Annotated in this window: 12 protein-coding genes; 6 read left to right on the plus strand and 6 right to left on the minus strand. The window is 69.6% G+C overall.

The features are described from left to right. The coding region (locus tag K2X24_RS03515; RefSeq protein WP_366934429.1) for a methyl-accepting chemotaxis protein at positions 1–1614 on the plus strand (1614 nt) is incomplete at its 5' end. 6 nt (positions 1615–1620) lie between these two features. Here K2X24_RS03515 and K2X24_RS03520 read toward each other — a convergent pair. Together K2X24_RS03520 and K2X24_RS03525 are read right to left on the minus strand one after the other, a co-directional pair. Further along, positions 1621–2622, minus strand: coding sequence for a GTP-binding protein (locus K2X24_RS03520; RefSeq protein ID WP_292494689.1), 1002 nt, complete (start codon positions 2620–2622; stop codon positions 1621–1623). 43 nt (positions 2623–2665) lie between these two features. Beyond that, positions 2666–3283, minus strand: a complete 618-nt coding sequence (locus tag K2X24_RS03525) for a TetR/AcrR family transcriptional regulator (protein WP_292494691.1) — start codon at positions 3281–3283, stop codon at positions 2666–2668. Positions 3284–3430: 147 nt separating this feature from the next. Between K2X24_RS03525 and K2X24_RS03530 the strand changes: the two genes are divergently transcribed. The 4 genes from K2X24_RS03530 to panB all read left to right on the plus strand — a co-directional run bounded on the left by K2X24_RS03530 (position 3431) and on the right by panB (position 7223). Next, positions 3431–4384: a quinoprotein relay system zinc metallohydrolase 2 gene (locus tag K2X24_RS03530; RefSeq protein WP_292494693.1), complete on the plus strand. Its 954-nt coding sequence runs from the start codon at positions 3431–3433 to the stop codon at positions 4382–4384. 82 nt (positions 4385–4466) lie between these two features. Further along, a complete protein-coding gene (locus tag K2X24_RS03535; protein ID WP_292494695.1) occupies positions 4467–5339 on the plus strand; it encodes a quinoprotein dehydrogenase-associated SoxYZ-like carrier in 873 nt (290 codons plus the stop codon). 13 nt (positions 5340–5352) lie between these two features. After that, the gene (locus tag K2X24_RS03540) at positions 5353–5943 is read left to right on the plus strand and encodes a rhodanese-like domain-containing protein (RefSeq protein WP_292494697.1); all 591 of its coding nucleotides are present in this window, start codon (positions 5353–5355) and stop codon (positions 5941–5943) included. Positions 5944–6398: 455 nt separating this feature from the next. Further along, on the plus strand, positions 6399–7223 hold the full coding sequence (panB, locus tag K2X24_RS03545) for a 3-methyl-2-oxobutanoate hydroxymethyltransferase (RefSeq protein WP_238280239.1): 825 nt from the start codon (positions 6399–6401) through the stop codon (positions 7221–7223). Between the two features lie 140 nt (positions 7224–7363). On the opposite strand, the gene K2X24_RS03550 is transcribed toward panB, so the two are convergent. From K2X24_RS03550 to K2X24_RS03560, 3 genes are all read right to left on the minus strand, one after another. Then, positions 7364–9595 (minus strand): TonB-dependent siderophore receptor, encoded by a 2232-nt coding sequence (locus K2X24_RS03550; protein ID WP_292494700.1) that lies wholly within the window; start codon positions 9593–9595, stop codon positions 7364–7366. 343 nt (positions 9596–9938) lie between these two features. After that, entirely contained in the window at positions 9939–10241 is a 303-nt protein-coding gene (locus tag K2X24_RS03555) for a hypothetical protein (RefSeq protein ID WP_238280241.1), read from the minus strand. A gap of 192 nt (positions 10242–10433) precedes the next feature. Beyond that, positions 10434–11366: a LysR family transcriptional regulator gene (locus K2X24_RS03560; RefSeq protein ID WP_292494703.1), complete on the minus strand. Its 933-nt coding sequence runs from the start codon at positions 11364–11366 to the stop codon at positions 10434–10436. A 257-nt stretch (positions 11367–11623) separates the two neighbouring features. Between K2X24_RS03560 and K2X24_RS03565 the strand changes: the two genes are divergently transcribed. Next, on the plus strand, positions 11624–12658 hold the full coding sequence (locus tag K2X24_RS03565; protein ID WP_292494744.1) for an asparaginase: 1035 nt from the start codon (positions 11624–11626) through the stop codon (positions 12656–12658). A 26-nt stretch (positions 12659–12684) separates the two neighbouring features. Here K2X24_RS03565 and K2X24_RS03570 read toward each other — a convergent pair whose 3' ends face one another. Continuing rightward, positions 12685–13605 carry a bestrophin family protein gene (locus K2X24_RS03570; RefSeq protein WP_292494705.1) on the minus strand — a complete coding sequence of 307 codons (921 nt, stop codon included), beginning with the start codon at positions 13603–13605 and terminating at the stop codon, positions 12685–12687. Positions 13606–13610: the final 5 nt, after the last annotated feature.

Below are 13610 nucleotides of genomic sequence, written 5' to 3' on the forward strand. Positions count from 1 at the left end.
CTCGTGGCTTATGCGCGCCATTCGATGGCGATGATCGGCGCTCAGACGCAGGAGATCGTGAACGTCCAGACCGCGCGACAGCGCCATGTTCTCAACCTGCAGATCGGCCTCACCGAAGCGACCATCCAGAACCGGAACATCCTGCTGGAGACGGGCGCCGCGAAGATGGCCGGCTACACGGCCAAGCAGGAGGCGGCGATCCAGTCGACGCTGGAAGCCCAGGCGAACCTCGCGAAGTTGGCCGACACGCCGGAACGGGTGGCGACGAACACCGCGCTTCGGGACGCGGTGAACGCCTATTTCGCCGTCCTCGCCTGCGCGACGGAAGCCGGCCTGAAGAACGACCGTCAGACCGGAATGAAGATCGCGCAGGAAGAGGCCTCTCCCATGCGCGCGAAACTGCGCGAGCAGATCTCGCAGCGGATCGCGACGATCGATCAGGAGTTGAAGGCCAGCAGCGACCGCGCCGGAGAACGCGCTTCCTCGGCGTCGATGCTGCTGATCGGCTCGGCCGTCGTGGGCCTCCTGGCGGCGCTGGCCATTGCGGTCGCCATCGTCATCGTGGGGATCACGCGGCCCGTGAAGGACATGACGGCCGCCATGTCCCGGCTCGCCGCGGGCGGCCTCGACATCACCGTCGCGGGCACCGATCGGAAGGACGAGATCGGCCTGCTCGCGCGCGCGCTCGAGGTGTTCAAGCGCAACGCGATCGATGCGCGCCGGCTCGCGGCGGAGCAGGAGGCGGAGAACCGGACCAAGATGCGCCGGGCGGAGATCCTCAGCGACCTGACCGAGCGGTTCGAGGCCAACGTCTCAGCCCTGACCCAGGGACTGGCCGGCGCCGCCACCGAGATGGAGGCCACTGCGCAGTCGCTCTCGGCCACCGCCGACCAGTCGATCCGTCAGGCCACCACGGTGGCGACCGCGGCGGAGGAAACCTCCGCCAACGTCCATACGGTCGCCGCCGCCAGCGAGGAGATGTCCGCATCGATCCAGGAGATCGTGACCCAGGTGAGCCAGTCCTCCACCAAGGCCACCCAGGCCGTCGAGGACACACGCCGCACCGAGACCACGGTGAAGCGGCTGACGGAGGTCGCCGACAGCATCACCGACGTCGTCTCGATGATCTCGACCATCGCCGGCCAGACCAACCTGCTCGCGCTCAATGCCACCATCGAGGCTGCGCGCGCCGGCGAGTCGGGCCGTGGCTTCGCCGTGGTGGCGGCGGAGGTCAAGGAACTCGCCGGACAGACGGCGCGGGCCACGGAGGACATCCGGACCAAGATCGGACAGATCCAGGACGCGACCGGCGAAGTCGTGTCCGACATCACCCGTATCGGCAGGACCATCGCCGACATGTCGACCTATTCCAACGGCATCGCCGCTGCGATGGAGGAGCAGGGGGCCGCCACCCGGGAGATCGCCCGCAACGTCCAGGAAGCCGCACAGGGCACCCAGGAGGTGACGAGCAACATCGAGACCGTTCGGACCGGAGCGAGTTCCACCGGGGCCGCCGCCACCCAGGTCCTCGGCGCCGCGAAGGAGCTGTCGCGCTACTCAGAGAACCTGGGGCAGGAAGTGTCGGCGTTCCTGGCTGGCGTGAAGGCCGCCTGAGGTCGATCAGGCCGCCCGGCAATCCTCGAACCCGGCGCGGATCTCCGCCGGGTCGAGCTTGCGGCCGATGAAGACCACACGGGACACCCGGGGCTCGCCGTCCTTCCACGGCCCCTGGAGGTCGCCGTCGAGGATCTGGTGGACCCCCTGGAAGACGAAGCGCTGGGGCTCGTTCGGGAAGGCGACGATGCCCTTGCAGCGCAGGATGTCGGGCCCCTGGACCTGGGTCAGGGTCGAGATCCAGGGCATGAATTTTTCGGGGTCGACGGGGCCGTCGATCTTGGCCGAGACCGACTGCATGTCGTCGTCGTGGTGGTGATGGTGACCCTCCTCCAAAAAGTCGGGCTCGATGTCGAGGATGCGCGAAAGGTCGAAGGCGTTGCGGTCGAGCACCTGGTCGAGGGGCACGGCGCAGCGCTCGGTGCGGTGGACCTTCGCGTAAGGGTTGATCGCCCGGATCTGACCCTCGACCCGGGCGAGGTCCGCCTCCGCCACGAGGTCGGCCTTGTTGAGGAGAATCACGTCCGCGAAGGCGATCTGGTTCTTGGCCTCGGGCGCGTCCTTGAGCCGGTCCGAGAGCCACTTGGCGTCGGCCACGGTCACCACCGCATCGAGGCGGGCGGCGGCGCCCACGTCCTCGTCGATGAAGAAGGTCTGGGCGACGGGGGCGGGATCGGCGAGCCCCGTGGTCTCGACGATGATCGCGTCGAACTTGCCGCGCCGCTTCACGAGCCCGTCCATGATGCGGATGAGGTCGCCGCGAACGGTGCAGCAGACACAGCCGTTGTTCATCTCGAACACCTCCTCGTCGGCGCCGATGATGAGGTCGTTGTCGATGCCGATCTCGCCGAACTCGTTGACGATCACGGCGTAGCGCTTGCCGTGGTTCTCGGTGAGGATACGGTTGAGGAGCGTCGTCTTGCCAGCCCCCAGGTAGCCGGTGAGCACGGTGACGGGGATCTTCGCCGAGGTGGCGTTCGGGCTGTCGGTGTTCGGGCTGTCTGACATGGAGGCTCTTCGTCGATGGCGCGCGAGGCGTCGCTGCGGCCTGTTATATTGTATCAGTGCTGTGGGATGAAACCCCGGTCCTGTGGGATGAAACCCCGGCGGGCCGCAGTCCGTCGCAGAGCGCCGCCAGGGTTCCGCGAAAGCCCTCCGGCCCCGACAGCAGGCGTTCCATCAGGAGGGCCCCTTCGAGGGCGGCGACGACCATGCGGGCCGTGGCCCCGGGCTCGGCGGACACGCGCACGCTGCCGGCCGCCACCCCCTCGGCGAGTACGCTCTCCAGCCAGGCGATGTGCTTTTCGAAGAAGCGGGCGATGTCGGCGCGCAGGGAGGCCGGCAGCGCGTCGCCCTCGATCGCCAGGACCGCACAGAGGCAACCCAGGCCCGCCTCGACCCCGCCGAGGTAGAGCGCCCCGTAGGCGGCGATCCGCTCGATCGCGTCCGGCTCGCCGGCCCGGATCTCGGCCAGCGCCGCGTCGTAGCGGGCGTCGTAGGCCGCCACCAGGGCGTGGGCGAGGTCGGACTTTGTTGGGAAGTGGTGGTGGATGCTCGCCTTGCGGATTCGGACCGTCTCGGCGAGGTCCGCGTAGCTGAAGCCGGCATAGCCCCGGCGCCGCACCAGGGTCTCGGCCTGCAGCAGCAGCTCGGCGCGGGTGTCCCTCATCGTCCCGTCATCTTCCCTGTCCGCCCTCGTCCGTGGGTGGCCGCACGCGAGTCCGTGATGGCGCCGTGGCCGGCATTCCGGCTTATGCCATTGACGGCGGCAAAAATCTACCTACTCATTGGTAGAACAAAAGGACGGAGGAAAATCATGCGGGCGGATGCCGGCCGATCACGCGGGGGCACGACGCGGCGCGGCGCCCTGTTCGGCGGCCTGTGCCTGTGCTGCCTGCCGACGCTGGGACGCTCGGCCGAGGGCTTCGCCCTGCAGGAGGTCGGCCCCGGCATCTTCGTCCGGCGCGGGCCCGATGCCGAGGCGACTCCGGAGAACAACGACGCCATCGCCAATATCGGCTTCGTCGTCGGCGAGCGCTCGGTGCTCGTCACCGAATCGGGGGGCAGCCTCGCGGACGGGGCCTGGCTGCGCGCGGAGATCCGGAAGCGCACCGAGAAGCCGATCAGCCACGTGATGCTCACCCACGTGCACCCGGACCATTGCTTCGGCGCGGCGGCCTTCGCCGAGGACAAGCCGGTCTATGTGGGCCACCACGCCCTGCGCGCCGCCCTCGACGCCCGCGGGGAATACTATCGCGGCCGGCTGGCCGAGATCCTGGGCGCCGACCGGGCCGGCAGCGTGGTCTACCCGACCCTTGAGGTGGCCGACGGAGCCGACATCGATCTCGGCGGACGCGTCCTGCGCGTCACCGCCCATGGGGTGGCGCACACGAACTGCGACCTCTCCATGCGCGATTCGGCGAGCGGCATCCTGTTTCCCGCCGACCTCCTCTTCGTCACCCGCATCCCCTCTCTCGACGGCAGCCTCGTGGGCTGGCTCAGGGAGGCGGAGGCCCTGCGCGCGCGGGGGGCGGCCAAGGCGGTTCCGGGCCACGGACCGACCCTGGTCGACTTCGCGCCCGCCATGGACGACCTCACCCGCTACCTGACCACCCTGCGGGACGAGACCCGCAAGGCCGTCGCGGCGGACGTGTCGATCGAGAAGGCGATCCAGACCGTCGGGCGGTCCGAGCGCGACCGATGGGTCCTGTTCGACACCTATCACGGCCGCAACGTCACCCAGGCGTTCAAGGAACTCGAGTGGGAGTGAGCCGCCGCCTTGAGCCGCGCGGCACCGCGCGCCACATCATTAGAAAACAGAACCAAGAATCACGACCGCCAGGAGAAACGCCATGATCCATGCCCTCGCCAAACCCGTCCTGAACCGCGCCGTCCTCGTGCGCTCCATCCTGGCGGCCGTGACGCTCGCCGCCCCCCTGGCGACCGCCGGCGCGGCGCTGGTGCCGAGCCCGGCGCACGCCGCCGGGGCCTCCGACGACGAGGCCGAGCGGCTCGCGCGCTGGAAGGAGATCCAGAAGTCCATCTTCGGCGACAAGACCATCACGGCGACGGACAGCCTCGTGAAGGTCGACGCGCCCGTGCGGGCGATGGACGCCTCCCTGGTGCCGATCACCCTGACCATGCCGGAGAAGGACCGGGTCGCGGCCGTCCACCTCATCATCGACGACAACCCGTCGCCCTACGCCGCCCACATCGCCTTCGGTCCCGGAGCGGATGCCGGCGAGATCAAGCTGCGCGTGCGCGTGAACAACTACACCAACATCCACGCGGTGGTGGAGACCCGGGACGGCCAGCTCTTCGAGACGACGAAGTTCGTGAAGGCCTCCGGCGGCTGCTCGGCCCCCATGGGCATGAGCGACGAGGAAGCCATGAAGGGCATGGGCGACATGAAGCTGAAGTTCGCCGAAGCCCAGCCCGGCCGCCCGGTCGAAGCGACGCTGATGATCCGTCACCCGAACTTCAGCGGCATGCAGATGAACCAGATCACCCGCGACTACACGCCGGCCCGCTACATCAACAAGATCGCGATCACGCGCGGGGACAAGACCGTGCTGACCCTCGACGGCGACATCTCGATCTCCTCGAACCCGGTGATCAATTTCGGCCTGCAGCCGGGGGGCCAGGGTCCGATAAAGGTGGTGGCATCCGACAACCAGAACGGCCGCTGGGAGCACAGCTTCACGGCGCCGAGTGCCACGAACTGAGCGGGTCGCCACGATGAGGCGGCGGCTCCTCCGCATCGCGGCCGCTGGGACCGCCCTCCTCCTGCTGGCGGCGGCGGGCCCGGCGGATTCCCCCGTGAACGTGCCCGAGCCCGACGGGATCTGGACCGGGCCGCAGCGGGGCTACACCCCCGCGACCCTGTCGGGGGCCACGGTGATCGACATCGACGCCCTCGATGCCCTGATCGCCCGCGACCGGCCGGTCCTCCTCGACGTGTCCCTGGCCGACCGGCGCCCGGCGGGCCTTCCCGCCGACCGGCCCTGGCTGCCGGCCCATCGCTCCGTTCCCGGCGCGGTCTGGATGGCCAATGCGGGCGCGGCGCCCCTCGACCCCGCCCACGAAGCGCTCTTCCTCAAGCGGGTCGCGGACCTGACCGGGGGCGACAAGGGCCGGGCCGTCGTGGCCTTCTGCCACCCCGAATGCTGGGGCAGCTGGAACGCGGCCAAGCGGCTGGTGCTCCAGGGCTACACCCGCGTGCACTGGTTCCCCGAGGGCATCGAGGGCTGGCAGGAACGCCACCCCACCACGGTGATCCCCGAGGATTCCGCCTGGACGGCGCTGGCGAACGGCGAGGCGCAGCGCTGACGAAGAGGGGGGGCGCGGGCCGAAGTTCCCGCCCCCGCCTGCGCGCGCGAACGATCCGTTTTCCTTCACCGGCCGGCAAGTTCCTTCCGAAGGCCGGCAAGCGGGGCCGCAGTTGACACCGGTCCGGTTGTGGCGGAAGAAAGGCATCGGCAGGCGCCCGCAAGTCTAGGGAGGAAACGCCCCGCGAGAGCACGGAACAGCGACGCCATCGCTGTGATCGATGCCCCGGGCGCGAGACTTTCAGGACGCCGGTCTCGATCCCCCGAAACCCCATGCGACGGATGTTTTGCTGATCGGCGGCCTGCACAGCGCGCGCCTCGCGGCCGGCGTTGCCGCGACAATGCACGGGGTCCGTCACGGCACGCCGCGCGCGCGGCGCGGAGGCGGTGTATAGAGGCGCCACCAGCAGACGGACCGCCGCGTTCCGGCGGCCCGAGACAGCCGGGTGGAGTTCCATGTCGCAAGCCGTGCAGTCCCGCCGCATCCGCGCGATCGACCTCGCCAAGCGCAAGGCCGAGGGTCGAAAGATCATCGCGCTGACCGCCTATCACGCGCACACCGCCGGTATCCTCGACCCCTATTGCGACTTCATCCTGGTCGGCGATTCCCTCGGCATGCTCATGCACGGCATGGAATCGACCCTGCCGGTGACCCTGGAGATGATGATCGTCCAGGCGCAGGCCGTGATCCGGGGCACCTCCCGGGCGCTGATCGTGGTCGACATGCCCTTCGGCTCCTACGAGGCGAGCCCACAGCAGGCCTTCCTCAACGCCGCCCGCGTCCTCAAGGAGACGGGGGCCGGCGCGATCAAGATGGAGGGCGGCGCGCGCTTTGCCGAGACCGTGGCGTTCCTGGTCGAGCGCGGCGTGCCGGTGATGGGTCATATCGGCCTCACGCCCCAGTCGGTGAACACCATGGGGGGCTTCAAGGTGCAGGGCCGCGAGGCCGACGGCGAGCGCCGCCTGATGGCCGATGCCCGCGCCATCAACGATGCGGGCGCCTTCGCCATCGTGATGGAGGGCATCGTCGAGCCGGTGGCCCGGGCCATCGCCACCGCCCCCGAGATCACCACGCCCACCATCGGCATCGGCGCCACCATGGCCTGCGACGGGCAGATCCTCGTCCTCGAAGACATGCTGGGCCTGAGCGACCGCGTGCCGAAATTCGTCAAGCGCTTCGGCACCCTGCGCGGCCAGATCGAGGCCGCCGTGAAGGACTACGCCGAGGAGGTCCGCTCCGGGGCCTTCCCGGCCGAGGAGCACACGTATCAGCCGCTCTGAGCCGGATTTCCGCTCGGTCGTCCGGGTTCCGGCGCGGGTCCCTCCCCTGCGGGAGCGGGAACCCGCTGGCCGACCGAAGCCATCGACCACATACCGTACGCGGCTGCCACCGCGGACTCAGCCCGCGGGGAGCCGGCCGATTACCAGCGGTAGCCGATGCTGCCGAGGACCCGGCGGCGCTCGCCGTAATAGCAGGCCGAGACGGTGCTGCAGCTGTTGACGATGCGCTCGTCCGAGACGTTCGAAACGTTGAGGGCGAAGCGCCAGCCTTCCCAATCGTAGTGGGCGACGAGGTCGCCGACGACGTAGCCCGGCACGCGGAAGAGGTTGGCCGTGTCGGCGAAGGAGCGGCCGACGCCGCGCACGCCGCCGCCGAGACCGAAGCCCCGCAGGGCGCCGCTCTGGAACGTGTAGTCGACGAAGAGCGAGCCGTACTGCTCGGGGGTATTGGTCGGCGTCGTGCCGACGAGGGCCGTGTTCAGGTCGCGGGTCACCGAGAGGTCGTAGGCGGTGTAGGAGGCTACCGCCCGCAAGCCGGGCGCGAGGTTGGCGACCATCTCGACCTCGGCGCCGCGCGAGTTCACCGCGCCGGTCTGGACCACCTGCTGGATGTTGAGCGGGTTGGTGGTCACGACGTTCGAGCGGGTGAGGTCGAACAGGGCGGCGGCGAAGTAGCCGTCGAAGCCCGCGGGCTTGTACTTCAGGCCGACCTCGGTCTGCTCGCTTCGCTCGGGCAGGAGAAGCTGGCCGGTGACCCCGTTGAGGCCGACGGTCGGGTTGAAGCCCTGCGCGTAGGAAACGTAAGGGGCGAGCCCGGATTCGTCGTTGTAGATCAGGGCGACGCGGCCGCTGAAGGCGCTGGTGTCCCGGGTCGCGTTGTTGACGCCGAGGCGGTCGACGTTGTCGGTGGCGACCCAGTCGTGCCGTCCGCTGAGGACCAGGGAGAAGTTCCCGAGGGTGATCTCGTCCTGCAGGTAGGCGGCGAACTGGTTCTGGGTGATCAGCGCGTTCTGGTAGGGCGCGCCCAGTGTGAGGCGGGTGTTGGGGTAGATCGGCCGGATCAGGTTCAGCGACGGGCCGAAGCCGAAGGCCTGGTAGTCGTCGATCTGGTAGCGGCGATACTCGAAGCCGGCGAGCACCGTGTGACCGAAATCGCCCGTGCGGAACGGGATGACGAGCTGGTTGTCGATGTCGCTCTGCACCGCCGCGCCGCGGGTGAAGAAGTCGAACCGGGCCAAGTCTCCGGCGGCCGGCGTGGTGGCGTAACCGCCGCCGTAGCGGTTCGACAAATTGACCGTGACGGTGCCGTGGCGCGCGTTCTGCCGGAACTTGATGTCGTTGTCGAAGCGGTGCTCGAACTCGTAGCCGACCATGTCCTGGTTGCGCGTCAGGCGATCCGTCGCCGGGTCGCCGGTGAAGCGGCTGGTCTTGATGAAGCCGAAGGGCGCCGGCGTCACCGTACCCTCGTAGGGCAGGAAGTTCTGGGTGCCGGCGCGGTCGCGCTGCACCTGGGCGAGGACGGTGAGCGAGGTGTCGGCGTCGGGCTTCCAGGTGAGCGAGGGGGCGAAGAAGAAGCGGTCGTTGTTGACGAAGTCGACCTGCGTGCCGCCGCCTCGGCCGAGACCGACGAGCCGGTAGAACAGCTTGCCCTCGGTGCCGGGCGCATCCACCGGTCCGCCGATATCGAAGCCCGCATAGGCGTTGCCGTAATTGTCGATTCCGGTCTCGACGTAGCGGATCGGCACGATCGGCGGCCGCTTGCTCACCGCGTTGATGATGCCGCCGGGGCTGGCACCGCCGTAGAGGCCGGAATTCGGCCCACGCAGGATCTCGAGTCGTTCCAGGCCGAAGGGCTCCAGCTTCCAGGTGGCGAAGGCCGAGGTGAACAGTTGTAGCCCGTCGAGGAAGTAGCCGGATTCCTGGGCGGTGAAGCCGCGGATCAGGAACCAGTCGTTGCGTGGATCGGCGCCGAAGGTCTCGCCGCGCACGCCCGGCGCGTAGCGCGTCGCCTCGGCGAGCGACGCCGGCTTCTGGTCGTCGATCTGCTGGCGCCCCACCACGGAGATCGCCTGCGGCGTCCGGATGATCGCGGTGTCGGTCTTGGTGCTGGAGACCGAGCGGGTCGCGACGTAGCCGGCGACGGGACCGCGCGGATCCTCGGCGGTGGCGATCGTGGCTCCCCCGCGGCGATCACCCACGACCTCAAGGGTCTCCAGCGTCACGCTCGAGGCGCTCGGCGGGCTGGATTGCTGCGCAGCCGCCGGGTCGACAGCGCAGACGGCGAGGGCGGCTGCCGAACCGAGCAGGGTCGCGCGCAGGTGAGCAGCGCCTTGGGACGGCTGCGCGAATAGAAACGCAAGACGAAGGGACACGTGTGGACCTATGGCCGAATGTAATTTCGGTCAGTTGGATTAAAAATCCCGAGGGGTCAACGAACAAACCCTAGCATCATGCGCATCTCATGCCGCCGTGCTCGGCACGCAACATCTTAGAATAAGTACAATTACATACTCTGGTCCGCAGCGCGGTTATCGCTTCCTGGCGTTGCCTTGCGATCGGCGCCCTTCAAGGACGCCGTGGCAGGCGGAACCCATTCGGACAGCGGGCGCGCCGAACGCGAAAGGGCCCCGCCGGAACCGGCGGAGCCCTTCGTCATCGCTCGTCCCCGGGGCAGCGCCGCGCGAGGATGTCTTGCCGGAGCCTCCCGGCGTCGGCCTATTCGCAGACGCGGACGCGGCGGATGTGCTCGTAGCCGTAGGCGTCCACGTAGCCGCGGCGCTCCATGTGGCAGACCTCCTCCTCGACATAGACCGGGCGCGGGGCGCGGTAGACCGGGCGGCCCGGATAGTAGCCGCCGTCGTTCTGCGAGGAGGCGATGGCGCCGCCGACGGCGAGGCCGCCGAGCAGGCCGAGGGCGGCCGCGCCGCCCGGGCTGATGCCATCGCGTGCCTGGGCACTCGGGATCGCCGCGACGGCGACCGTGGTGGCCACGAGGGCCGCGACCAGCGAGTTCTTCATAGCTCCGTTCCTTTGATCCCGAAATCCGTGTGTGAATCCAGAAGCGTCACTGTCGGAGGGAATCACCGAACGGTTGATGAACGGTAACGCGCCCCGCCCACCGGCAAATCCCGTTCGTGCGAATCCTCACGCACCGTGGACGATCACGCAGGATTGTGCCGCTTCCGCGGCGGCGTCGCGGGGCGCGCAGGGTCAGATCGTTCCGGTCGGCTCCTCCACCAGGGCCAGGAGCGTCCGGCGCAGCCAGCGATGGGCGGGGTCGTCGTCGTAGGAGGCGTGCCACAGCATCGAGATCGCCACATCCTCGAGATCCACCGGGGCCGGGCTCACGGTGAGGCCGAGCGCCCCGGCGAAGAAGGTCGCGAGCCGGGCGTGCATCGTGGTCAGCACGGGCGCGCTGCGCACCAGGAACGGGACCGCCAGGAAGCGCGGCGTCGTGACCGCCAGGGTCCGGCTGCGCCCGAGGCGGGCGAGTGCGTCGTCCACCACCCCGTGCGCGGTCTCCTTGAGGCTGGTCAGCACGTGGGGAAAGCGCAGGTAGTCGTCGAGGGAGATCGGCGGCGCCAGGCCGAGGAGGTCGGCGTTGAACACGCACAGGTAGCTGTCGCGGTAGAGCAGGCGCTGCTTGTGGTGGGTCTGCCCCTCCGTGAAGAAGCCGATGCCGAGATCGACCCGGTCGGCATCGAGTTCCTGCAGGATGCGGATGCGGTCGATGGAGCGCAGGAGCAGGCTGATGCCCGGCGCCTCCGCGCGCAGGTGGGCGAGGAGGCGCGGGCCGATCAGCACCTCGGCGCTGTCGGGCAGACCGATGGTGAAGGTGCGGGTCACCGTGCGGGGATCGAAGGCGTCGTCCCGCCGCACGAGGGCCTGGACCTGCCGGAGCAGGGTCCGCACCGGCTCGGCCAGCGCCAGCGCCCGCGGGGTCGGGCGCATGCCCTCGGGCGCGCGGGTGAGGAGTTCGTCGGAGAAGAGCGTGCGCAGGCGGGCGAGGCTGCTGCTCATCGCCGATTGCCCGATGCCGATGCGGGCGGCGGCCCGGGTGACGCTGCGCTCGGCCAGCAGCGCGTCGAGGGCCACCAGCAGGTTCAGGTCGACGCGGGAGAGATCGATGTGATCAATCGTCATGGTCGCCTCTGCGTATCGGATCCGGGCCGACTGCGCAGCATCGACGCCCCGGAGGCAAGGGCGGCGCGCCGTGACCGCGCGCCTGCCCGGGCAATGGGCGGGGGCGGCCGTGATTTTCGGCTGTGCCTGATCGCCGGGCCGGGCCACAATGGCGCTCCCGAAACGACCCGAGGCTCCCCATGCGCCGCACCCCGCCGATCGCCCTGTTGGTCCTGATGGCCGGAACCGCCCTCCCCGCGCATGCGCTGGAAGGACCGATGCCACCCAAGCCCGGCGCGACGGCCACGGCGCCCGCCGCCGCGGCCAAGCCCCGCGTGGTCATCGTGGCGACCGGCGGCACCATCGCGGGCGCGGGCGCGGACGCGGCCAACAGCGCCACCTACCAGGCCGCCAAGGTGCCGGTGGACAAGCTCATCGCCGCCGTGCCGGCGATCGCGCAGGTGGCGGAGGTGCGCGGCGAGCAAGCCTTCCAGATCGCCTCCGAGAGCTTCACCAACGCGCAGCTCATCGAACTCGCCAAGAAGGTCTCCGCCCTGGTCAAGCGCGACGACGTCGACGGCGTCGTCATCACCCACGGCACCGACACGGTGGAGGAGACGGCCTACTTCCTCGACCTCGTGGTGAAGACCGACAAGCCCATCGTGATGGTGGCCTCGATGCGGCCCTCCACCGCGATCTCGGCGGACGGCGCCCTCAACCTCCTCGACGCCGTCACGGTGGCGGGCGCCAAGGACGCGCGCGCCAAGGGCGTGCTGCTCACCATGAACGACGAGATCCAGGCGGGGCGCGACACCACCAAGCGCGTCAACATCAAGCCCTCGGCCTTCTTCAGCCAGTGGGGGCCGCTGGGCATGGTGGTCGAGGGCAAGACCTACTGGTTCCGCGCGCCGGTCAAGCGCCACGGCACAGCTTCCGAGTTCGACATCGACGCCATCGACAGCCTGCCCGAGGTCGCCATCGTGTACGGCTCCGGCAACATGCACCCCGAGCCCTACACCTCCGCCGTCGCGGGCGGCGCCAAGGCGATCATCCATGCGGGCACCGGCAACGGCTCGGTGGCGGGCTACCTCGTCGACACCCTCAAGGACCTTCGCTCCAAGGGTGTGCAGATCATCCGCTCGTCGCGCGTCGGCGACGGCTTCGTCCTGCGCAACGCCGAGCAGCCCGACGACAAGTACGACTGGGTGGTGGCCCACGACCTGAACCCGCAGAAGGCCAAGATCCTGGCCGCCGTGGCGCTCACGAAGACGCAGGATTCGAAGGAGTTGCAGCGGATTTTCTGGGAGTATTGAGTCCGGATCGTGGGGTGAGCCGGCTCTCACGTCAGCAAATACCGCTCCGGCTCCAGGGGCGGCGGCGCGGTCTCGCCCAGAGCGTCGAGGACGATGCCGTCGATGGTGTGCAGGAGGGCGTCCAGCGGCAGGTCGTTGGGCGCCAGGCCGAAGGGCTCCTCCAGTTCGTCGCCGAGGGCATCGAGTCCGAAGAAGGTGTAGGCCACCAGGGCCGCGGCCACCGGCGTCGCCCAGCCGAGCGAGGCGGCCAGGCCGAAGGGCAGCAGCAGGCAGTAGACCCAGGCCGTGCGGTAGAGGAGCAGGGTGTAGGCGAAGGGCAGCGGCGTGTTCTGGATGCGCTCGCACACCACCTGGACCTGCGCCAGGGCGGCGATCTTGTGCTCCAGGGCGGCGAGGAGAACGTCGGTGAGGGCGCCCCGGCGATAGGCGTCCGCGAGATCGCCGGTGAGCCCGGCCAGCACCGCGTCCGCCGCGCTCGGATGCCGGGCCAGTGCATCGGCCTCCCGGGCCGGAAGCCAGGGACCGGCGGCCACATTCGGCGCGCCCCCGCGCAGCTGCGCGTGCAGGGCATGCGCGAACGCCGAGAGACGCCGCAGGCAGCGCCCGCGCAGGGCCTCCTCGGCCTCGCCGGGCAGCAGAGCGTTGAGGAGCCGGGCGAGGCCGCGCGCCTCCACCACGAGGCCGCCCCAGGCACGGCGGCCCTCCCACCAGCGGTCGTAGCAGGCGCTGTTGCGAAAGCTCAGGAAGATCGACAGGGCAAGGCCGATCAGGGTGAAGGGACCGACCCCGGCCGTGATCGGAAATGCCTCGGGCCAGCGCCGCTCGACCGCCACCACGACCACGGCCACGAGGGTGATTCCCAGGACCTTGAGGGCGACCTGGGGCAGGATCGATCCGCGCAGGGTGAACAGGACGTCGAACAGGCTCGGACGCGAACGGACGATCATCGAGC

The organism is Methylobacterium sp., from assembly GCF_019750675.1.
Taxonomy (GTDB): Bacteria; Pseudomonadota; Alphaproteobacteria; order Rhizobiales; family Beijerinckiaceae; genus Methylobacterium.

Bases quoted from the DNA above. Each gene is read 5' to 3' on its own strand.
- K2X24_RS03525 (WP_292494691.1), bottom strand. From the start codon at position 3,283: ATGAGGGACACCCGCGCCGAGCTGCTGCTGCAGGCCGAGACCCTGGTG.
- K2X24_RS03540 (WP_292494697.1), top strand. From the start codon at position 5,353: ATGAGGCGGCGGCTCCTCCGCATCGCGGCCGCTGGGACCGCCCTCCTC.
- K2X24_RS03555 (WP_238280241.1), bottom strand. From the start codon at position 10,241: ATGAAGAACTCGCTGGTCGCGGCCCTCGTGGCCACCACGGTCGCCGTC.
- K2X24_RS03520 (WP_292494689.1), bottom strand. From the start codon at position 2,622: ATGTCAGACAGCCCGAACACCGACAGCCCGAACGCCACCTCGGCGAAG.
- panB (WP_238280239.1), top strand. From the start codon at position 6,399: ATGTCGCAAGCCGTGCAGTCCCGCCGCATCCGCGCGATCGACCTCGCC.
- K2X24_RS03570 (WP_292494705.1), bottom strand. From the start codon at position 13,605: ATGATCGTCCGTTCGCGTCCGAGCCTGTTCGACGTCCTGTTCACCCTG.
- K2X24_RS03560 (WP_292494703.1), bottom strand. From the start codon at position 11,366: ATGACGATTGATCACATCGATCTCTCCCGCGTCGACCTGAACCTGCTG.
- K2X24_RS03530 (WP_292494693.1), top strand. From the start codon at position 3,431: ATGCGGGCGGATGCCGGCCGATCACGCGGGGGCACGACGCGGCGCGGC.
- K2X24_RS03565 (WP_292494744.1), top strand. From the start codon at position 11,624: ATGCCACCCAAGCCCGGCGCGACGGCCACGGCGCCCGCCGCCGCGGCC.
- K2X24_RS03535 (WP_292494695.1), top strand. From the start codon at position 4,467: ATGATCCATGCCCTCGCCAAACCCGTCCTGAACCGCGCCGTCCTCGTG.